Origin of the sequence: Bartonella japonica (assembly GCF_040545385.1) — a bacterium.
Classification (GTDB): domain Bacteria; phylum Pseudomonadota; class Alphaproteobacteria; order Rhizobiales; family Rhizobiaceae; genus Bartonella; species Bartonella japonica.
Genome location: NZ_JBEPLT010000002.1, coordinates 44,537 through 67,331 on the forward strand (window position 1 = coordinate 44,537; position 22,795 = coordinate 67,331).

Annotated in this window: 15 protein-coding genes; 10 read left to right on the forward strand and 5 right to left on the reverse strand. The window is 35.5% G+C overall.

The features are described from left to right. Positions 1–12 precede the first annotated feature (12 nt). A complete protein-coding gene (locus ABID39_RS01820; RefSeq protein WP_354185460.1) occupies positions 13–918 on the forward strand; it encodes a LysR family transcriptional regulator in 906 nt (301 codons plus the stop codon). 826 nt (positions 919–1,744) lie between these two features. Here ABID39_RS01820 and ABID39_RS01825 read toward each other — a convergent pair. Then, positions 1,745–2,947, reverse strand: a complete 1,203-nt coding sequence (locus tag ABID39_RS01825) for a pyridoxal phosphate-dependent aminotransferase (RefSeq protein WP_354185462.1) — start codon at positions 2,945–2,947, stop codon at positions 1,745–1,747. Between the two features lie 1,793 nt (positions 2,948–4,740). On the opposite strand from ABID39_RS01825, the gene ABID39_RS01830 reads away from it, so the two are divergent. Continuing rightward, positions 4,741–6,096 carry an L-cystine transporter gene (locus tag ABID39_RS01830; protein ID WP_354185464.1) on the forward strand — a complete coding sequence of 452 codons (1,356 nt, stop codon included), beginning with the start codon at positions 4,741–4,743 and terminating at the stop codon, positions 6,094–6,096. Between the two features lie 14 nt (positions 6,097–6,110). On the opposite strand, the gene ABID39_RS01835 is transcribed toward ABID39_RS01830, so the two are convergent. Continuing rightward, on the reverse strand, positions 6,111–6,995 hold the full coding sequence (locus tag ABID39_RS01835; protein WP_354185466.1) for a methyltransferase domain-containing protein: 885 nt from the start codon (positions 6,993–6,995) through the stop codon (positions 6,111–6,113). A 185-nt stretch (positions 6,996–7,180) separates the two neighbouring features. Between ABID39_RS01835 and ABID39_RS01840 the strand changes: the two genes are divergently transcribed. Next, positions 7,181–7,978, forward strand: coding sequence for a ComF family protein (locus ABID39_RS01840; RefSeq protein ID WP_354185468.1), 798 nt, complete (start codon positions 7,181–7,183; stop codon positions 7,976–7,978). Between the two features lie 47 nt (positions 7,979–8,025). After that, positions 8,026–8,283 (forward strand): glutaredoxin 3, encoded by a 258-nt coding sequence (grxC, locus tag ABID39_RS01845; RefSeq protein ID WP_354185470.1) that lies wholly within the window; start codon positions 8,026–8,028, stop codon positions 8,281–8,283. A gap of 7 nt (positions 8,284–8,290) precedes the next feature. Here grxC and ubiG read toward each other — a convergent pair whose 3' ends face one another. Beyond that, positions 8,291–9,034: a bifunctional 2-polyprenyl-6-hydroxyphenol methylase/3-demethylubiquinol 3-O-methyltransferase UbiG gene (gene ubiG, locus ABID39_RS01850; RefSeq protein WP_354185472.1), complete on the reverse strand. Its 744-nt coding sequence runs from the start codon at positions 9,032–9,034 to the stop codon at positions 8,291–8,293. Positions 9,035–9,230: 196 nt separating this feature from the next. On the opposite strand from ubiG, the gene ABID39_RS01855 reads away from it, so the two are divergent. Continuing rightward, positions 9,231–10,487, forward strand: a complete 1,257-nt coding sequence (locus tag ABID39_RS01855) for an aspartate kinase (RefSeq protein WP_354185474.1) — start codon at positions 9,231–9,233, stop codon at positions 10,485–10,487. A 966-nt stretch (positions 10,488–11,453) separates the two neighbouring features. Here ABID39_RS01855 and nhaA read toward each other — a convergent pair. Both nhaA and ABID39_RS01865 read right to left on the reverse strand, forming a co-directional pair. Next, on the reverse strand, positions 11,454–12,809 hold the full coding sequence (gene nhaA / locus ABID39_RS01860; protein ID WP_354185476.1) for a Na+/H+ antiporter NhaA: 1,356 nt from the start codon (positions 12,807–12,809) through the stop codon (positions 11,454–11,456). 153 nt (positions 12,810–12,962) lie between these two features. Next, complete coding sequence (locus ABID39_RS01865; protein ID WP_354185625.1) at positions 12,963–14,663, reverse strand: aq_1923 C-terminal domain; 1,701 nt, start codon at positions 14,661–14,663, stop codon at positions 12,963–12,965. 353 nt (positions 14,664–15,016) lie between these two features. Here ABID39_RS01865 and ABID39_RS01870 point away from each other — a divergent pair, with 353 nt between their 5' ends. The 5 genes from ABID39_RS01870 to ABID39_RS01890 all read left to right on the forward strand — a co-directional run bounded on the left by ABID39_RS01870 (position 15,017) and on the right by ABID39_RS01890 (position 22,754). Further along, a complete protein-coding gene (locus ABID39_RS01870; RefSeq protein ID WP_354185478.1) occupies positions 15,017–16,789 on the forward strand; it encodes an SLC13 family permease in 1,773 nt (590 codons plus the stop codon). 626 nt (positions 16,790–17,415) lie between these two features. Further along, entirely contained in the window at positions 17,416–18,087 is a 672-nt protein-coding gene (locus tag ABID39_RS01875) for a DUF2659 family protein (RefSeq protein ID WP_354185480.1), read from the forward strand. 4 nt (positions 18,088–18,091) lie between these two features. After that, positions 18,092–19,507 carry a ribosome biogenesis GTPase Der gene (der, locus tag ABID39_RS01880; protein ID WP_354185482.1) on the forward strand — a complete coding sequence of 472 codons (1,416 nt, stop codon included), beginning with the start codon at positions 18,092–18,094 and terminating at the stop codon, positions 19,505–19,507. A 2,055-nt stretch (positions 19,508–21,562) separates the two neighbouring features. Then, a complete protein-coding gene (locus tag ABID39_RS01885; RefSeq protein WP_354185484.1) occupies positions 21,563–21,988 on the forward strand; it encodes an AtpZ/AtpI family protein in 426 nt (141 codons plus the stop codon). Positions 21,989–21,995: 7 nt separating this feature from the next. Further along, positions 21,996–22,754 carry a F0F1 ATP synthase subunit A gene (locus ABID39_RS01890; RefSeq protein ID WP_354185486.1) on the forward strand — a complete coding sequence of 253 codons (759 nt, stop codon included), beginning with the start codon at positions 21,996–21,998 and terminating at the stop codon, positions 22,752–22,754. Positions 22,755–22,795 lie beyond the last annotated feature (41 nt).

Genomic DNA, 22,795 nt, shown 5'->3' on the forward strand with positions numbered 1-22,795 from the left:
AGAGGTAAAATTGTGACATCACCATTGGATTGGGATAAATTGAGAGTTTTTCATGCAGCAGCGGAGGCGGGATCTTTTACACATGCCGCTCAAAAGCTTTATTTATCCCAATCAGCGATTTCTAGGCAAGTTTCATCTTTAGAACAGGATGTTGGTGTGTCATTGTTTCAGCGTCATGCGCGTGGGTTAATCTTAACAGAGCAAGGTAAAATTCTTTATCGTACAACGCATGATGTTGTGATGAAGCTTGAAAGTGCACGTTCGCAACTCAGTGAAAGTTATGAAAAGCCAACAGGAAATTTGCGTATTACATCGACCTTTGGGATGGGAGCAGGATGGCTTGTGGAGCGCATGCCTGAATTTATTAGTCTTTATCCGGATATACGGATACAGCTCTTATTTGATGATAAAGAACTCGATTTGACGATGGGACATGCGGACTGTGCTGTTCGTTTACAGCCACCGCAACAGCCTGATTTGATACAAAGAAAATTATTTACAATTCATATGCATGTTTATGCTTCGAAAAGCTACATTGCAAATTACGGCAAACCAGAAACATTATCTGATCTTGATACACATCGTATTATTTCATTTGGTGAATCTGTTCCACCTTATTTATCTGGCTTAAATTGGTTAGAAAAGGCTGGTAGAAGTGATGGATCTTTACGTCCTTCAGTTCTGCAAATCAATAATATTATTTCAATCAGGAACGCAATTATGCATGATTTGGGTATCGCTGTGCTTCCCGATTATATAGTGAATAATGATGAACGATTTGTGCGTCTTTTCCCTGATATGGTTGATATTCCTTCCTTTGATACTTTTTTTTGTTACCCTTATGCTTTAAAAAATTTGGCTAAGCTGAGAGCTTTTCGAGATTATATCTTTTTAAAAGCGCGTCAGTGGTCTTTTTAGTAATGTGATTTTTAAGCTATGAGCTTATTGCATAGCAGATGCGCTTAAGTCTTTATTGTGCTTTTCCTTATAAAATGACATAAAATACCATCTCTTGATTATGTTGCCTCCCATCGCATTTTCTTGAGTGTTCCCTTATGGGAATCCATCAGATTGATTTTATCTCTGGGGATTTTCTGAACTTGCCGGGCGAATTGTCCGGCTTTTTTTTATTTTTTTAGCAGTCTTCTAAAATACAGATATCTTGAAAGATGATAAGAAAAAAATCTTAAAAGTTCCCAATATATCCAACAATTGTCTGCTGTCTACGGACATTCAGCTGTGATAAGGTATTTTATGACAAATATTGGATTATAATAATGCTTGTGGAATAGAAAAGGTTTGACTGAAAGGTTGTCATATTCGTAAGTATTGGATTTTTTCTAGTGTAATAAATTCATTGAAAAATATAAGTTTCATTTTTATTAAAGTGTAAGTTTTACGAATGTATAAAAACGTTTTCAGTGATCATTGTTTAATGTAACAGTTACAATTTGAAAATGATTTTGATTATAGAATTAAAATAGTGAAGGATTCAAGTTTCAATGTTTAGAAAGAAGTGAGCGATATGCTTTTATGAGAATATTATATTGATAATTTCTTGTACTTCTCTCGTATGAAGAAACTTATTTCATTTTTCTGTTTACAGTATATGCTTCTATATAGTTTTCTTGTTGCATAGTTTCTGTAGAAACCAGTTGTTTATGTTATCATTCAAGAGCCAAAAATCTCTTAACAAAGTTGATTGGCAATGAAACTAAAATATTACCGGAGGTGCTTAAAGTTTTTACAGTAAATTATTGCAAAACCGTTGGATACGTGAGCAAGCTTCTTCAAGCAATTCTTCTGAGGTTGCATAAGAAATACGAAAAGCTGGTCCAAGTCCAAAAGCAGATCCATGAACTACAGCGACTGATTCTGCTTCCAGAAGTGTTATTGCAAATTCTTCATCATTTGTGATGATTCTTCCGTCAGGTGTTTTTTTTCCGATAAGATTTGCACAGGAAGGATAAACATAGAAGGCACCCTCAGGCGTTGGGCAGGTAATGCCAGGAGTTTTGTTTAACATGGAAACGACGAGATCACGGCGTGCTTGGAAAGCACTTTTGTTTTTAGCGATAAAATCTTGAGGACCATTAAGTGCTTCGACGGCTGCCCATTGTGAGATAGAATTCGCACCAGACGTCTGTTGACCTTGAATGATATCCATGGATTTTATTAATTTTTGCGGGCCACCAGCATAACCGATTCGCCAACCTGTCATAGCATAGGCTTTAGAAACACCATTCATTGTGAGTGTGCGTTCATAAAGTTTTGGCTCTACCTGAGCTGGGGTGACAAAGGTAAAACCTTCGTAGGTGAGATGTTCATATATGTCATCACTAAGGATATGAACATGGGGATATTTTACTAAAACATTTGTTAGTTTTTTTAATTCGTCATGGGTGTAAGCTGCGCCTGACGGATTTGAAGGAGAGTTAAAGATGAACCATTTGGTTTTTTGGGTGATGGCAGTTTCTAGATCTTGTGGTTGCAGTTTATAAGAAAATTCGGCTTTGGTTTCTACAAAGATAGGTCGACCACCGTTGAGGGTAACCATTTCTGGATAACTGACCCAATAAGGAGATGGAATGATGACTTCATCTCCTTTATTTAAAGTTGCCATCAATGCATTAAAAAGAATTTGTTTGCCACCGGTGCCAACAATAATTTGTTCAGGTTGATAAAGAAGGTTATTTTCTCTTTTAAACTTTTCTGCAATTGCTTGGCGCAATTCTGGAATACCAGATATCGGGGTGTATTTTGTTTCTCCACGTTGAATAGCTTCAATAGCAGCATTTTTAATATTATCTGGTGTATCGAAATCTGGTTCTCCAGCGCCTAAAGCAATGACATCACGACCTAGGGCTTTCAATTTACGTGCTTTTTGGGAGACAGCAATTGTGGCAGAAGGTTTGATAGGAGAAAGCTTGTCGGCGATAAAAGCCATAATTCCAATCCTTAATGAATGAGACAAAAAAAATGATTTTGAGAGCATTCTATAAAAGATTACATTGTATGCAATAAAAAATTGTAGAAAAAATTCGAAGTTTTGTGCACTTGAGCAAGATTTGAGAGGAAACGAGAGAAAAGTATTCTATTTACAGAAGATTGGAGCGTTGCCAAAAGGAATTTTGGTCTCAAGGGAAGAAATTGACAAAGAAGTGACAAGGAATTTACGGTTTATCAAGAAACATCTTGCGACTTCGTGCGAAAATTATTTTTCTTGATATTTTATTGAGGCTATTCCTTTTATGAAAAAAGGGAGCTCATGGTGATTTTTTTATGGAAGGACGGATTATATTTCAATTTTCTTCTGACTGAAAATGTTGGAGGTAAAACTTTGAAAAATTTTGTTCCAGTTATGAAATGTCTTAAATGAAACTGTAGTGGCGATATGGGCGGATATATAATGATGGTACTGACCTCTTTATAAGAGATGTTTTTAGTTTTTCTTTAAACTTGATCTACACACTCATTTTTCTTGTACGTGCCCGTAAATATTTTTTGTTCTGAGTAAAAGGGATAGGAACAAAATATTAGTATGATTTCAATTTAATATGAAAAATTATCCTTATAAATAGATATGTTATGCTAAAGTAGCAGAGCATCCATAAGAACAAATATTACATGATAATATTTTAAATTATGAAGAATCAATTTGCAACTCTTAAATATATCTAAAACTGTCCATTATTATATTCTCTCTATATAAGAATATATTGATTCCTAACAATAAATTATTGTTTTGTACGCTGCATGAGAGTTCTGAAAATTGTATAGTTCCTTCGTTTCAAACCTTTTTTATAATGAGGCAATCTAAAACTATTCCTTTATATGTATGCCAAAAATGGAATCAGTGCCTATATAGAGCAACTCAGAATAAGAATTCAAAATTTCTCTTACAAGCTGTATGAATGCAAGAGTTATAGCAACATCGGATGTAAGCAAATAAATTGGGAGCTGATAATAGAATAATGATTCTGTCTTGTTCTTTGCGGGGGCAAAGATGATGATATATAACGAATGTTTCTTTATACGCTTCATGGAAACTGTTGCAAAATAGATTGGAGAGGAATGAGAGAAGTTTCTTTAAAAAGCTACGTGAATGAGCAACCAATGGTATTTTGTATTTTGTGAGGGGAGGTTTTTATTAGGAACATAATCAACAAAAGTGTAAGCAGCGTGTAAAACAAGTTCTATAGTTTTATTGAATGTTTTTATACATTTTCTTGCTATTTTCATTTTTTGTAGGGAATTCTAAATGCTTACAGTTTTTATTTAGGTTAGCTTTTATAAAGCTATTGAAAGGATACAGGTAATAAAATGACTAATATGAATAATGATCGTTCAATATTGTACTGATTATAATGAGCTTCGGGTGTGAGCTGACAGTATTTCTGTTATTACCAGAAAAGATTTTCCAAATAGCATAGCGAATAATAGCATCATACATATAATAATGATCTCCCCATAGGAGATGTTTGCATTTTATTTTGCATTGTAAATATTTTATTTGAGAATAGAATCTTATGGATAGTAAGAAAATGATGGCATTTGATTTTATCCTATTTAAAGGGCTCGTAAGTGGCAAAAAATTCTCTTTTAATCGATCAATTTAAAAAATAATGATTTTTGTAAAAGCTTGATAAGCTTTATATGCTATATCTAAATATTGCGCACTTATTTTCAACTTAAACATTTCTTTTCGTTATCTAGCATAACAAATAGTAGGCATAAACAATGACATTTAATTTTTTTATCAATCTATTTTTATTCGTTATTTTTTTGTTATGTCTTACTCAAAGCAATAAGTTGAAATGGAGCCTTTCAATACGCGTTATGCTAGGGCTCATTCTTGGTTTGGTTTTTGGAAGTATTTTACAAGTTATTTATGGAGAAAGTGAAGCCATTTTGTTGAAATCTGTTGAATGGTTTAACATTGTTGGTGATGGTTATATCTTGTTATTACAAATGATTATTATACCATTGGTTTTTACTTCTATTGTTTCAGCAGTTGCTCATTTGCATTCTGTTTATGCTGTGGGAAAAATGAGTATAATAACAATTTCAATATTACTTTTTACAACTGCTCTTGCAGCATTGATTGGCGTTTTGGTGGTTAATATTTTTGGATTAACAGCGGATAGTTTATTACGTGAAGGGCAAAATGTTTCTGCTGCTCTTGAAGATCATATTTCTCGACTTGGAGATATGGATGTTCCAAAGATGATTTTATCCTTTATTCCTAAAAATCCTTTTGCTGAGTTAAGTGGAACTAACCGTACTTCCATTATTAGTGTTGTTATTTTTGCGGCATTTTTAGGAGCTGCGGTTCTTCTTTTAAAGAAAGATGATCCAGAAAAAGGGGAAAAAGCGCTTTTATTTATTCAAGTGGCTCAATCTTGGATTATGCGGTTAGTCCGTATTGTGGTTTCTTTAACACCTTACGGTATTTATGCACTTATGACCAAGGTAGGAGCGACCTCACATATTTCAGATATTTTAAATTTACTGCTTTTTGTCATCGCTTCCTATGTCGGTATTATCATTATGTTTGGAATTCATGGTGTATTGCTAGGTATATCAGGGATTAATCCACTTCGTTTTTTCAAAAAGGTTTTGCCAGTTTTGACATTTGCTTTTAGCAGTCGTTCAAGTGCTGCAAGTATTCCTTTGAATATTGAGGTTCAAACACAATGGATTGGTATACCACAATCAATTGCGAGTTTTGCAGCCTCTTTTGGTGCAACGATTGGACAAAATGGTTGTGCAGGTCTTTATCCTGCGATGCTTGCGACCATGATAGCACCATCCGTAGGAATTAATTCTCTTGATCCTACTTGGATTGCTATTCTTGTTAGTGTTGTAACGTTGAGTTCTATTGGTGTTGCTGGTGTTGGTGGTGGTGCTATTTTTGCTGCATTGATCGTTTTACCAATTATGGGACTTCCTGTTTCTTTGGTTGCTGTACTCATTTCTATTGAACCGTTAATTGATATGGGACGTACAGCTTTAAATGTAAGTGATTCAATGTTGGCTGGAACTATAACCAGCCAGATGTTACGGACAACGGATAAAAGCATCTTTGAGAAATAATTTGCATGTTGAATCTATGTTTTTTTCGGTTGTTTTACTAAAACATCTGCAAGAGATATTTGTGCTGAGCCTGGTTGTATAGGTTTTTGCTGATTTGGGTGTGGAGCCCAGCCAGAGAGCCAAATGAAAGAAAAATGCGCGCGAATGCGTCCGTCTGGATCGCTAAATCGTTGTGCATAGATTTCAGCTGCGCGAAGAAAAAAGCGCTTGGATACAGGACGCCGTGAGCGATTGATAAGCGCATTTTGCATTCCCATAGCTTTAAGATCATTCATGAGATCAAACATTGTATTGTAGCGTATTGTGACATTTTCAATATCTGCTACAGGTAGGGCAAAGCCAGCATACTGTAAAAGAGCACCGACCTCACGAATATCGACAAACGGGTAGATTCTAGGGCTTGCACCACCATAAATTTCTGTTTCAGCGTGTAGGAGGCTTTCATATAATTCCACAAGTGTACCAGCTCCAGCCATAACAGCTAGAAATAAGCCATCTGGTTTAAGGATATGTCTTATTTGTTTCAGAATACCAGGGGTATCATTTGTCAATTGTAGTGAAAGAAGCGAAACGATAAGATCACAATAATCTTGAGGAAAATCAAGAAACTCTCGATTACGCAAATGAAATTTTTTATTATGGCTTTGATACAGTATATCTGTCTCAACGCGTTCTATGGAATGAACTTTTCCAGATTTCAGTAAAGCTTGTGCAGCAAGATCTGTATGGCTGTGTAAATCGAGAGCTAATGAAAAGATCCGGTCAACAGGACTGAGACGTTTATAAAGATCTTCAGCCATGTGAGACAGTAAAAAATCATACCCTTCTTTTGCTTTTTGAAAAGCACGTTTGCGGAATTGTTCAATGCGGTCGTGATCAAAAATTAAAGGATGCGACATATTGTCAAAGTCTTTCAATTGGTAATGTGTGCATCTTGAGAAGGTTTATTTTTGTGCAAGTTTTGTCAAGCTAATGATGTGAAAGAAAAACAAATTTATAAAAAGTAAGGGTTTTTAAAGGAATTAAAGTTAAAAAATACAAAATATTTTTTTGTAGAGGGAAGCTATAAAAGTCTTAATTAACCATGTTATGCTTTCAAGAAATAACTTTAAATGGCGCAAAAAATGGTGTAAATATATTTAGTAAGTTTTTTGAGCACTTGCTAACAATTTTATATCCTCCTATTTGCTATGGGTGTAAGAAAAGAGTTTCTGCTTGTGGTACGATTTGTTCTGAGTGTTGGAAAGGTCTTCAATTTATCACAAAACCTTATTGTCCTGTTATGGGAACCCCTTTTGTTTGTGATATGGGGGATGGTTTTTTCAGTGGTGAAGCTCTTAAAAGTTCTCTTCCTTTTTCGCGTGTTCGCTCGGCTATTGTTCATAAAGGGTTAGCTCAATCTTTGATAGCACGATTAAAATATGGTGACCATATAGAACTAGCATCTTTTATGGCAAATTGGATGGTATCTGTTGGGCACGAGATTATTGATGATTGTGATGTTATTATTTCTGTCCCATTGCATTTCCGCCGTTTTTTGAAGAGACGTTATAATCAATCTGCTGAGCTTGCTCGTTATATTGCAGGAGCAAAGAAAAAAAAATTTAAACCCGGCTGGCTTGTGCGTCGTCGGCATACTCGTCCGCAGGTTAGTTTATCTTCTCAGGAACGAAAACTCAATGTGCGGAATGCTTTTGAAGTGCCGCATAAAGTGAAAAAATATGTAGAGGGACGTTCTATTTTATTGATTGATGATGTTTTCACAACAGGTGCAACAGTGACATCTGCAGCTGAAACATTAAAACGTGCAGGTGCGCAGAGGGTTGATGTACTCACATTTTCACGTGTCCTCAAAGAGTCTTCTATTTTTCCTGTTTCTTGAAGAACTTAAAGTTGATATTATGTTTAAGTAAATCGGAGAATAATACTATGAAAGAGGTAACACTTTATACACGTCCTAACTGTCCTTATTGTACAAAAGCACGTGATTTGCTTGATAAAAAAGAGGTGAAATATACGGATATTGATGCATCAACGTCTCTTCGCCAAGAAATGGTGCAGCGAGCAAATGGACGTAATACATTTCCACAAATTTTCATAGGTGATTATCACGTGGGTGGTTGTGATGATCTTTATGCTTTAGAAAATGAAGGGAAACTCGATGCTTTGTTACAAGGTATAAAGTAGATATCTCTTAAGATCGTTTTGCAAGAAGCAGATAGTTAACATCCATGTCTTTTGAGCGGTTCCAACTGTCTTTTAATGGATTGTAGGTAATACCTACTTCATCAATGACAGTGAGAGTGTTCTTTGACAAGAGATTTTTAAGTTCTTGGGGTTTGAGAAACTTTTTATAGTCGTGGGTTCCTTTTGGCAACCAACGTAAGATGTATTCAGCACCTATAATGGCTAGTCCCCATGCTTTCCATGTTCGATTAAGTGTTGAGACGAACATCAACCCTTGGGGTTTGAGCATTTTTGCTGTGGTTTCTATAAAGAGATTTACATCAGAGACATGTTCAATAACTTCCATATTGAGGATGATATCAAATTTTTCTCCTTCATTTGCAAGTGCTTCTGCAGTAGTGGCGCGGTAATCAATTGAAAGTCCGTTTTGGGCTGCGTGAATTTTTGCAACTTCAATATTTGTTTGCGCAGCATCAGCTCCTACAACTATAGCACCAAGACGTGCCATTGGTTCGCATAACAAACCACCTCCACAGCCGATATCAAGGATTTTCAAATTTTCAAAGGGTATAAGCGAAACAGGATCGCGATTAAATTCTAAACAGATTTTTTCTCTAATGTAAGCAAGACGTGCGGGATTGAATTGATGAAGTGGGCGAAACTTCCCTTGCGGATCCCACCATTCCGCAGCAATACGTGAAAAGTGATCAATTTCATTTTGATCAATGGTGGTACGCGTTTCATTTATCATGTTGCTATCCTTTTAATTTTTTATGATAAAGTCAGGTGGATTTTATTCTAAAGTCAAGAAAAATTAATATAAACATAATTAAATTTGCACAAATTATAGATATTCTGTATGTGGAAAAATAATTTGTTAATATGCTAGCATAATCTTATTCTCATTGTCGTGTGAGATAAGAAATATAAAGGTAAGAGTGTTATTGATGGCGCGGATTGTCATGAAATTTGGCGGAACATCTGTAGCAAACATTGAGCGTATTCATAATGTTGCACGGCATGTCAAAAGAGAAGTAGATGCAGGTAATGAGGTTGCTGTTGTCGTATCCGCGATGGCTGGAAAAACCAATGAGCTTGTTCAGTGGACGTGTGATGCTTCACCAATATATAAGAATGCCTATGAATATGATGTCGTTGTTGCTTCTGGCGAGCAAGTAACAGCAGGGTTGTTAGCTCTTACACTTCAATCAATGGGAGTAAATGCTCGTTCATGGCTTGGTTGGCAAGTTCCTATTCGTACGGATAACGCCCATAGTCGTGCACGTATTACAGATATTGATGGATCTTTTTTAATACAGAGTTTTCAAGCAGGGCAGGTGGCAGTTATTGCTGGTTTTCAGGGATTAGCTCCAGATAATCGGATTTCTACTTTAGGTCGTGGGGGATCAGATACGAGTGCCGTTGCGATAGCAGCAGCCATACAAGCTGATCGCTGCGATATTTATACAGATGTGGATGGTGTTTATACAACAGATCCACGTATAGAACCTAAAGCACGCCGTTTGCTAAAAGTTGCTTTTGAAGAAATGCTGGAAATGGCTTCTCTTGGAGCAAAAGTTTTACAGGTTCGTTCTGTTGAATTAGCAATGGTTCATAAAGTTCGTACCTTCGTGCGTTCAAGCTTTGAGGACCCTAGTGTGTTAGGTATGGGAGATCCAATGAGTTCTTCTGGAACACTTATTTGCGATGAGGATGAAATCGTGGAACAACAAAATGTTACTGGTATTGCTTTTGCTAAGGATGAAGCACAAATTTCTCTCCGTCGATTGGCTGATCGTCCAGGGATCTCCGCGGCAATTTTTGGCCCTTTGGCGGAAGCGCAAATTAATGTTGATATGATTGTGCAAAATATTTCTGAAGATGGTTCAAAAACTGATATGACTTTTACTGTACCATCAGCAGATGTAGATAAAGCGGTTGCACTTCTTGAGAAAAATCGTAAAGAGATTGGATTTGATGTTATCCAATTTGAAAGAGATCTTGCCAAGGTTTCTGTTATTGGTATTGGAATGCGCAGCCATGCAGGTGTTGCGGCTACAGCATTTAAGGCTTTAGCTGAAAAAGGTATTAATATTCAAGCAATTACAACTTCAGAGATCAAGATTTCTATTTTGATCGACAGTGTTTATACCGAGCTTGCGGTTAGAACATTACATGCTGTTTATGGGCTTGATAAGGGTTAAGTATTTTTAGCTATAAAAGAATTTTCAAATAATATAAAATTTTCATATATGGGGGAGCGGAGTACTTATCCTATGAGCGTTAATGGAAGAAGAGAAGTTCTTAATCGCTCAAATACGCTATTTCATAGAAAACTTTATCAATACTTGGCTAAATGAACTCATAAGATTTAATTTATTAGATTGTTTTCACGCCGTTGGGTAAAGGAGAATGAATAATATATATATCGTTGATATTTTGCATTTTTACAAATGATCTCTGAGCACTGTATGCGTGCTTTGTGGATTTAATTTTATTGCTTTATTATGTGCTGAGCAATCAATGTATTAGAAGATCATATGATAATAAAGTAAAGGATGAAAAATCCAAAGAGACAAACAGATACAGTTTTAGCCTTAAACCGATTGATGATCTGTCTTTTATGTAAAGCTTATTAGTTTATAAAATTTGTCCAATCAATATCGATAGGAAGAAAGTTTGTATGCTATCTTCATTCAATACAAGTCATACAATGGCGGGAAAATACAGATATTGGTTAATGGCAGTATATTTATGTTAATGGCAGTCTATTTATAAAGTATAAAGCTTTTTATAAACGCTTGATTTTAATAATGCTATAGGGATGTATAATGGTATGATTTTATGGATCTGCACATATTACGAATGGTATTCCTTACAATCTTATTAAAGGGTCAGAAACATCTATTTGTTACGCTGTATTTTGGGGGTACGTAAAAAAGTATGGCTATGGCTATGGCTTTTGATAAAAATAATAACACAGTACAGCGCGTGAGGGATAGATAAAAACCGGAATGACGCATCTGCACAGAAATTTCTTGCCGAGAGATATATCAATGTACGGAATGTATTAAACTCTCTCTCTCTTTTGCAGAGAGAGGTATAGTTTTTTATTTCTCTTCTCTTATTGGTATCAAGTTCAGTAAAAAACTTTCATAGTTTTTAATAAATCAGCTAACATGCGTTTTTTTATTGCGCTTAATGTAAATGAAGCCATATCCGAGACCGAGCAAAGCAGATAAACCAGATCCACAAAGTACACCAATTTTTGCAGAATCAAGTAGAACAATATCTTTAAAAGCAAGCATTGAAACAAAAATAGACATTGTAAAACCAATTCCTGCTAAAAAACCAATAAGTAAAATGTCTGTCCATGTCATTTGAGGAGGCAGACGGCATAGTCCTGATTTTACAGCTAAATAGCTGGCAGCAATAATACCAAAAGGTTTACCCATAAAAAGACCAATAACAATGCCAAGCACAACTAAGGATGATCCATGAGAAGAAAGATCAAAGTTTGCAAAACTAACACCAGCATTTGCAAAGGCAAAAATTGGCATTACACCATATGCAACCCACGGATGTAATGCTTTCTGAACACGTATTACTGGTGCAATCATATCACGTTGTCCTTTACGCATTTTCTTCAATGCAGTTGAGATATGATGTAGGTCTGTTTTTGTGTTTTTCTCTTGCAGAACCTGCATTGCATTGCTTAACATGGTAAGTGGTGCGACAAGAGTGCGGGTAGGGAAAACGGGAGTCATCATACCTAAAATGACGCCTGCAAGCGATGGATGAACACCTGTTATCATTAAACCCCACCAGATGACTGCACCAGGCAGAATATAAAGCCATGCTGATGCGAGTCCAATCCATTGAAAAAAGATCACTAAAGCAATACCTGCAGCTGCAATAACTAAACCACTAGGATCAATGTTCGTTGAGTAGAAGAAAGCAATAATAAGAACAGCAATAATATCATCAATAATTGCTAGGGATAAAAGAATGATATGTAAGTTAGAGGGAATTTTTTTTCCAAGAAGAGCAAGAATGCCAAGTGCAAAAGCAATATCTGTTGCTGTTGGTACAGCCCAACCATGTATATGTCCTCCGTTAAAGTTAAAGCTAAGATAAATAATTGCAGGAAGACAAACACCACCTATTGCTGCAACAATTGGCAAAACTGCTTGTTTAAAATCAGCAAGAGCTCCTTCATGAATTTCACGCCGGATTTCCATTCCTGCAACGAGAAAAAAAACAGTCATGAGAGCATCATTAATCCAGAAGTGTAAATCCCATGAAAGGGTGAAATGTCCTAAGTTAAAGCCAAAAGATGTATGCCATAGAGATTCATAAAGAGAAGAATATTGAGAATTCGCAAAAATGAGTGCAGCAGCAGCAGCTAATAAAAGGACAATACCGCTGAGAGCTTCAATATGAAGAAAACGCTCGATAGCGGAAAGCGCTTGATTTGTGACACGAGAAGCGCGATTAGGCAGGCGATTTGAAGATAAATCAGACATGAACAACTCCAAGTATCGGCAATTTTATGAACATATATCTTTTAGTGTAAACCACTTTGTATGACACTCTCTTGTATCATATAAAAGAAAGAAGAGGAATAAAGCTCTTAAATTTATAGACAAGATCATTATGCTTAAAGTGAAATATGTTTTTTAAGGTGATGCCTCATTCTTTATGCTTAGGTGTATTTTGCTTAAAGCTGTGGACAAATCATTTTGTAGGGCTAATTCTAAATCGGATATTGTGAGTTTTTCATTGTCTTTCGCTTTAATTTTAATAGTTAATGTTTGAGGATTTTTAGCGAAGTCACCTAAAGATTTTGAAATATTTTCCGCTTCAGCATGATCTTTTAAAAATATCTTCGGGCTTTGTGTCACTATTAGATAGAAATCTTCATAGAGCTCTTTTTTGAGATCATGTTTTTCATCATTAAGATTTCGTGCAAGATAAGAAAAAAGCTTATCAATGAAACCGGCATCTGTATAACGGAGGTCAGTTTCAGTGATACCAAGATCTTGAAGAGCAGTAATTATTGCATCTTTTTGAGCAGAAAAGAGTTTTTCATCAACATCAACAAATTTTGTTGATATTTTTCCAGACCCAATATTGTGTATGTTGAAAGACAATGCGAGAGAGAGCATGCCTTTTTTTTCATCATAAGAAAAATCAATTTTTTCTGAAAGATTAATGTGTTCAAAACCCATTTTTTTGAAGAGTTCTAAGTCTTTTTCTTCCATTTTTTTAGGCAAAATCGAAAGATTATTAAAAGATACTAAAAGATTCTTGGGTATAGGATGATTCCACAGGTTTTGTTTAAATTGAAATGATTCAAATGCTCCTTGAAACTGTGGCGTATAAATGGCAAGGTTACTCATTTCTGCATCAGCGAAGGTAATGGGGGATAGGCTATCTACGATAATGTCATATCGTGCTTTTTTTCCAGATTTCTGATGATTTTCTTTTTTTGTGTTAAGGTAATTTTTGATCAATTTTCCAGGCGTCTGTTCGGATGGTTTCATTTTCAAACCAGATGTTTTAAGTGAGCCAAGAGAGAAAGAGATATTTTTCTCTTCTCCTTCAAAAATATCGACCATTACGTTTTTAAAAGAAATGGGACCAATAATGTCTTTTCCTTGATTAATAGGATTATTTTTTCCCAAAATGACAGAATAGATGTAGTTAACGACGTAGTTAATGTCGATATCACGTGCTTCTATTGTACCACTTTTGGTTATAAAATTTACAGGTTTGGCGTCATTTTTATCTGCCATGTTAAAGTTCATGTTTTTGATGCTAACAGAACGAATGCGACCATTTTTAAAATCAGAAAGCTGAAAATCCTTTATCTCAAGTTTTTCAGTATGCTTGTCTCGATTCTCTACAAAAAGACGTATATCCGGGGCAACAATTGAAGAAAGCTCAATACGCATAATGGTTTGTAGAAGCTGTGATGCAATAGTTTTATTCTTTTCTTTTAAGGATACGCTCTTAAGAGAGATTTCAGGAATTTGTATATGAAGATCATCATACTCTAAATCAACATTATAAAGTGTAAAGCTTCCAGGGATGAAGAAAATAGGAGGGCGAGCAGAAATGGCACCAACTTTAAGTGAGGTGCCTGCAGGCGCTGGTAGTGTAACATTTGTTAAGTTGGCTTTGCCAATAATACTGATTTCAGATGTTTCTGCCTTTATAGAATAGCGGGCTATTTCTCGTTTTACAAAACTATCAAGGTAAGGTTTTGTCGCATAAAAACCACCAACAATTATAATCACTAGAATAACAATAAATCCAATAACACAAGTCAGCCAGTATCTTAGATGACTCCGATATCCACTGTTAAGATTATCCATCATTTTTTTCTTTCATTTTATGTTATTCTGTGATGAGAATGAAAATATTTTTTAACAACAACAAAGAAGATACCAACACTGTATACATCAGTTTCTACTTTCACCCTCATTTCATATATAGAATCATTGCCAATCTTTTTTGGCAATATGCTTTCATAAAATGTCAACAATTTTCCTTGACTTCAGCATCTTATAACAAACCCTATATAGGAGAGTATATATTGATCACAACTTGTATTGCTTTAAATCATTATAACGTTGTGTCCAATATATCTTGTCGCTGTTTGTAGAAATAGTTAAAACATAAAAGATAGTTGTTGTTCATTCTAGTCTAATGGGGAGAGATGGGTATCATGACAGAAAATCAAATAATGGCTTTTTCTATTATTGGTCTCATGATGGTCGTTTTTATTTGGGATCGATTTCGTTATGATCTTGTCGCTATTTGTACATTACTGATCTCTTGTGCTGTTGGGCTTGTCAGTCCGAAAGAGGCATTTAGCGGTTTTAGTAATGATATCGTTATTATTGTGGGGAGTGTCTTTGTTGTCAGTACTGCTGTATCACGTTCTGGTATAATGGAATTTATTATTCAACGGATATGGCCAGATGTCAAATCAGTGCGGCTTCAATTGGCTTTCTTGGTTACTTCTGTCGTGGTTCTATCAATGTTTGTTAAAAATATTGGTGCTTTGGCGATTATGATTCCAATTGCTTTTCAATTTGCTCGTCGTTCTCAAGTATCACCATCCGTCTTTTTGATGCCAATGGCATTTGGTTCTTTGCTAGGTGGCTTGATGACTCAGATAGGGACTTCCCCTAATGTTGTTATTTCAGCTATGCAAGAGCGTTTGGCAGGGGTTCCTTTTACCATGTTTGATTTTACACCAGTTGGTGCAGCTGTTGCTACTGTTGGCGTCTTATATTTGATTTTTTGTTCTTGTCTTTTACCTGCGCGTGTCCGTTCAGGGGTATCCTTTGATGATGCTATTGATATTCGTAACTATGTTTCAGAGGTGCATATTCCAACAAATTCACCGATTATAGGAAAAACCATAGTTGATCTTGTTAAGCCATCAGGTGGTGACGTCATGGTGGTTCAAATCATCAGAAACAAAACATCTATTTCGCCATTGCCAGACTTTATTTTATCTGAAAACGATATCGTTTTGCTAGAAGGTTCTCATACAGGTTTAGACAGCGTGATGAATTCTGCTCGCTTAGAATTTTTTACGGATCGAACTATTTCTACGGGGGACAAAGACAGCGATATGAATATTATTGAGGCCGTTGTTACACATAATTCGCCTCTTATTGGTATGAGTGCAAAGGAATTTTCATTATTTGATCGCTATGATGTGAATTTTCTTGCGTTAAGTCGTCAACATGAAAGAATACGGGGAAGGCTTGGTGATATTGTTTTCCATCTTGGAGATGTAATTGTTATGCAGGGGCAGGATATGATTATTCCAAATTTATTGAGGGAATTAAAATGTTTGCCTTTAGCAAAGCGTAACATTGTGTTTGGTAATTTACGGCATGGTTTTGTCTCTTTAGCTGTTCTTTTTATAGCGATTATTTTTACAGCTTTTCATATTGTTCCGGTTGCCTTTTCTTTTTTTTCTGCTGCAGGTGCAATGGTTGTTTTTCGAGTTTTGCCAGCACGTGATTTGTATCAGGCATTAGATGGTAAAATATTAGTATTATTAGCGACTCTTATTCCTGTGAGTGAAGCGCTAGAGAAGACAGGGTGCACAGATCTTATAGGTCAGTGGCTTAGTCAATTAGCAGTATTTTTCCCACCATCTGGTGCATTAGCACTTATGTTAGTTACAGCTATGTTGGTAACACCATTTTTGAATAATGCGGCGACAGTGATGATGGTAGCACCAATCGCGTCAAGTTTTGCTCATTCCCTTCATTATAAGCCTGAAGCTTTTTTGATGGCTGTTGCAATTGGTGCGGGGTGTGAGTTTCTTACACCTATCGGACATCAAAGCAATATGCTTGTGATGGCACCAGGAGGATATCGGTTTAGCGATTACCCACGTTTGGGGGCTCCATTGGCAGTATTGATAGTCATTGTTGCTGTTCCAATGCTTATGTGGATTTGGCCATTACAGTAAGATATTTTTAAAAATTGTAGAGACCCGATCATAAAAGATCATTATAGGAAGATAAGGTGAAGAGATATACTTTACATTAAATAAAGAGGCTTTTGGAGTTTTGGTTTTGTATGGTACGTTATCACAAAATAAAGAATTCCTTTTATTCTGGAACACAGCGCTTTTTTTTATTTTATTATAGATATTTTGAATTGTGAAACGTGAGCTATATTTGAGGATATTTTTAATAAATGCGCTTTTCAATATCGTAATACTGTACTTAGTATTTTGATAAAGACAATATAACCGTTTCTTTTAAGGTTTTTAAAGGTGGTTTCTTTACCCAATAATGAACGAGGGAAGGCTACAAGTAGTTCTTTAGATTACGGGATGGCATGCGTTGTGAGTATAAAGATTTATGATAACTTTTTGATAAAATTACAAGGATATAAAGACTGTAAGATGAACCAAAAGATAGTTACATCGTTGTGAGTTTGATATTGTTGCAAAAGCTTGAAAAATTCAGATACATATTGATTTTTTAAAAAATAAACTAGAAATTTTAGGTTTTTCGTGAATTAGGGCTACCATCTTTATTCATTTATGCGTAAAAGCACAGAAAGTAATTTTTTTCCAAGGTATGATATATGTCGTATGATAGTTTTATTGCTGAAGTTAATGCAGAATTTCGTCAAGAAAAGGCTCTTGCTTTTTGGAGACGTTATGGTTTTTCAATTATTGCTGCCATCATTGTTTTTGTGCTGATGATTGCTGCTTATCAAATTTATCATCATTGGCAAATGAAAAGAGCTGAACATGTTGGTGATACATTTGTCAAAAGTCTTAATTTTGCGGATACACACCATTTTGATGAGGCGATGAAACAATTAAAAAATGTTAAAGATTCTCATTTTGGAGGATATCCTTTTCTTGCTCGTTTGCGTGAAGCTTCTTTATTTATGGAACAAGGTAACGTTGTTAAATCAGTAGAGATTTTTGATTCTGTTGCAGCTGATGAAAAAGCACCACAAATTTTACGGAAAGTTGCCAAAATTCGTGCAGCTTATATTTTGGTTGATACTGGTACTTTGGAGGATGTCAAAAAACGTGTCAAAGATATGGCAAATGATATTGATCCTATGCGTATGTCTGCAAGAGAGGTTTTGGGTTTAGCTGCATATAAAGAAAATAAGATAGATGAAGCGGTTGATTATTTTCAGAAAATTTCTGAAGAAGGTGCTCTAGGGTTAAGAGTAACAGATCGGGCTCGAATTATGCTTGAGCTTATACAAGCCGAAGGCAGGGCAAATAAGGAATAAATTTATGAGCCTGACCATTGCTATAGTTGGTCGCCCCAATGTTGGGAAATCAACGCTGTTTAACCGTTTGGTTGGGCAAAAATTGGCTTTAGTTGATGATAAGCCAGGTGTGACACGTGATCGGCGTATTCACGCGGCAGAACTTCAAGATTTGCGTTTTGATGTGATTGATACGGCAGGGTTAGAAGAAGCGGGTGATCATACACTTGAAGGTCGTATGCTTTTTCATACAAAAGCTGCGATTGATGAAGCAGATCTTATTTTATTTGTGTTTGATGCAAAAAGCGGAATAACACCAATTGATTTAAATTTTGCCTCGCTGGTGCGTAAGGCAGGAAAGCCGATAGTGCTTGTTGCCAATAAGTCTGAATCAAAAGCGGCAACGGGGGGAGAATATGAGGCGTGGTCATTAGGTTTGGGTGAGCCTTGTCCAATATCTGCTGAACATGGTTTGGGGTTTGCGGATCTTCATGATGCAATTATAGATGCTATTGGTAAAGAGCGTGCTTTTGGCAACAAAGACGAAGAAGAATATATTTCTGTACAGTCTGCATCTATCGGTGGTGATGTGGATGAGTGGTCTGTTTATGATGAAACCAAGCCCATTCGAATTGCAATTGCGGGGCGTCCAAATACAGGAAAATCAACTCTTATCAACAGTATGTTAAAACAAGATCGGTTGTTAACAGGACCTGAAGCGGGGCTTACACGTGATTCTATTTCAGTAGAATGGGAATGGCGCGGTCGCCATATTAAACTTTTTGACACTGCAGGTTTGCGTCGAAAGTCAAAAATTCAAGAAAAATTGGAAAAACTTTCTGTTGCAGATACTTTACGTGCAATTCGTTTTGCAGAGGTCGTGGTAATCGTTTTTGATGCAACTGCACCTTTTGAAAAGCAAGATTTACAAATTGCTGATCTTGTAATTCGCGAAGGACGGGTTCCTCTTATTGCTTTTAATAAGTGGGATCTTATTGAAAATACTCAGGAAACATTGATTGATTTTCATGAAAAATGTAGTCGTCTTCTTCCTCAGGTCCGTGGTTTGAGAGCCGTCCCTTTATCAGGCCAATATGGTCAAGGGGTTGATAAGCTGATGGAAAATGTCATGATGATGCACCGTGTATGGAATCGCCGTATTTCAACAGGGAAATTGAATCAATGGCTTGAAACTGTTATTGCGCATCACCCGCCACCTGCAATTTCAGGGAGAAGACTTAAGATTAAATATATAACACAGGTTAAGACACGTCCTCCTGGATTTATGATTTCTTGTTCGCGACCAAAGGTAATGCCTCAATCGTATTTACGTTATCTTTCCAATGGATTGCGTGATAGGTTTGATATGCTTGGTGTTCCAATTCGCATATCGTTACGAGCATCGGATAATCCTTTTGCGGCACGTTCTAAAAAGAAATGATTTCTTCTGTTTTTTAGTAAATAAAATCTGCAGTAAAGATAAGTTTTTCATGAATCATTGTGTTTGAAGATTGAAAACCAATGAGTTGAATGATATCATGTTATGCATAAAACATAGAAAATCGATATGTTAATTGTATCTATTTTATATGAATCCATTTAAGAAATCACACTTTTGTATGTGATTGAATTGCTCCTGTATAAACAGGGTATAAAAAGCAAATTATGATGCCAATCTTATAATGCATGTAAACGTTTAAATGAAATGTAAAGATGCTATCATTCATAACATTTTATAATACATTATTTAGAATAAAACTCGATAGTTATTATTAGATACAATCGTTTGAAATTATCGATAATATAAATTGTATAGGTTTAAGATCACCTCTTGCTTTAATGATTGAAGTGTTAATTGCATGATAAAATCAAAATTAACGATCGCTAAAATTGGTGAACGTAAAGTAGAGAGTTTTTAGAACAGCATTATCATAACACCAAACGTTTTAAAAAAGCGAGCAAAAAACGTTTTAAGAGTTGCAGTTTAAAAACATTGGGCCCCAGATTTGAGGACACCTACTTTTAAGATAAGCGAATAGAAAAATCTTTGAATGTTTCTAAATGTTTGTTTGAAAAGTTTTCTTTTAATACCAAACAATCCAAATTTGGATTTGTTTTTTAGATAAAGTAGATAAATATTAAAGTTTCTCTCAAGATAACACTCCAGAATTTTGGGTAGTTAATTTTGCCAATACAAATATACAAAAGTTCATGTGCAAAGAAGTTGTTTTTTTGTAAAATGAAAGGGCGCTTATGAGAGCTTTTTTCAATGAATGTTTAAACGTTTAGAGCCATAAATGAGGTATGTTATAAAAACATTTAAAACTAATATTTTATAACAGTTATAATTTTATTATCCTTTTATTTGCTTTAAGAAGCATTTCACTTATGAAAAAAAGTAAAATCTAGATTTAACAGTAGAGCAAATTCAAAGTCTTACGTTTTATAAAAGCAGTTTTTTATTTGTCTTATGAAAAGCGGCTTTGAAAAACAGTCGTTATAAGCGTCAAAAGAACGTATTTTGTTACTTATTCACTCAGCATAATTTTGAGCTTAGTATTTTGAAATATTTTAAAAAAAGTATTTTGATAATGTACTTTGTTTCTTTAAGGATAGAAATGCTATAAGAGATAAAGGCGCTATAATTGATCGATTTTATAGCAAAGAATCATATGTATCATTTGCATTCCTTTTGATAACTTTTCATCTCTAGAATAGAGAGTTTGCGATATTGATACATTTTGTATACTAGAAATCCATTGTTTAGTTCATATTTAGTTATCATTTAAAAGCCGTGTTACGTCAATTGGTACAGCTTTCTTTTTAATTCTCTCTTTTATGATGGGTTTATAGTCATAAGAAAGGTATCTCCTATGCCTTGGGATAATATGAGATCTTTGCATTGCATAGACATGACTATAAATTTGAGAAAAGTGATATATTTTGTATTTTTATAAACCTGTGCAAGACCATACACACATGTATTATCATAAACCCAACAATTGTCTTCATGAGAGAGATTGCTTTTATTTTTAATACCTCCCCAAGGCTGCTAATCTTGATATCATCAAAATCTCTTCATGTAAGGATGCGATAAAGCTTTATAATATGCTTTGTAATCTTATTTTTCATTTGTTTGATTTCATCGGTTGATTCATATTTTTTAGTCATAATAAGGTCTCGCATAATCTCATGTATTAAACATTTGATAAAATTTGGAATGGAAAATTGAGATTGAGAGAATATTTCTAAAGTTGAGAAGAAGAGCAGAAATAGTTTGCTAAAAATAAGGCAGCAATGCATGATCACGCAAGCGATGATGATTATTTTAAGATGCATGAGTAATTGAAATGTATAAATTGGGAAAATACGTTATTTATGTGATAAATTGTGAGAGACTTCTTTTAGCGTCTTGACGAATAAATTCAGGAACAATATGATGCTTACAATTTTGTGAGATACGTCTTTATTCTGCTTTTTGACTAAGGAGCTGATTATGGCGAAGGGCGATGGACCCATTGTGCCACAGAGAGAGGCTGAAGAGAAAAAGCAAGGGGACTGTTTTCATTCAGAGGATCTAGAATGTCGTAGTCGAAAGTTAGGTTTGGCTTTAATGCGTAAAGAGGCATTAAAGAAGCGAGGTTATAAGAAGAGGGGGGGAGAACAGCAAGGGGGGCTTGCACGTGCAGTCAAGCTTTCTAGTGAGTTTCTAGCAAGTATTATTGTTGGTGTTGTTTTGGGGTTGGGGTTTGATAAAATAGCAGGTTCATTGCCATGGGGATTGGTGTTTTTTCTTTTTCTTGGATTTGCTGCTGGTGTATTAAGTATTCTTCGGTCTGTGGGGTATATTGCTCCCAGTCAATTAGGGCAAAAAGGCGTATTGCGCCAAGGCAAAGGAACCAATAAAAGGTTCGATAAATGAGGTTGATGTGACATCGTACGCTCCAGATCCTGTTCATCAGTTTGAGGTTTCACGGCTGATTAATATTTCTATAGGAAATATGGATTTGTCGTTTACAAATGTATCATTTTTTATTGTCGCTACAGTTGTTGTAACTTCAGTTTTTCTCTTTATCTCATCATCAAGTCGTGGATTAGTTCCAACACGGGTGCAATCTCTTTCAGAGATGGCGTATGAATTTGTAGCGTCAACTTTGCGAGAGTCAGCTGGCGTGCAGGGGATGCAATTTTTTCCTTTAGTTTTTTCTCTATTTACTTTTATTTTGGTTGCTAATTTTATTGGTCTTTTCCCTTATTTTTATACGATTACTTCTCAGATTATGATTACCTTTTCATTGGCAATGTTGGTAATTTTGACGGTGATTGGCTATGGTTTCTATAAGCATGGGGGCAGTTTTTTGAAACTGTTCGTTCCCAGCGGGGTGCCTGTTGTGATTTTGCCTCTTGTGACGATGATTGAGGTGATTTCTTTTCTCTCTCGTCCTATCAGTCTCTCTCTGCGTCTTTTTGCGAATATGCTTGCTGGTCATATTACTCTCAAAGTGTTTTCTGGCTTTGTTGTTTCAATGATTGGGGTAGGCATCATAGGTGTTGGCGGTTCAATTTTACCGCTTATCATGACCGTAGCGATTACTGCTCTTGAGTTTTTAGTTGCATTTCTTCAAGCTTACGTCTTTACGGTTTTAACTTGTATGTATCTTAATGATGCAGTTCATCCAGGACATTAATAAAATTGGCGGTTTCCCGTCGAATAGTGCAATTTCGCTTT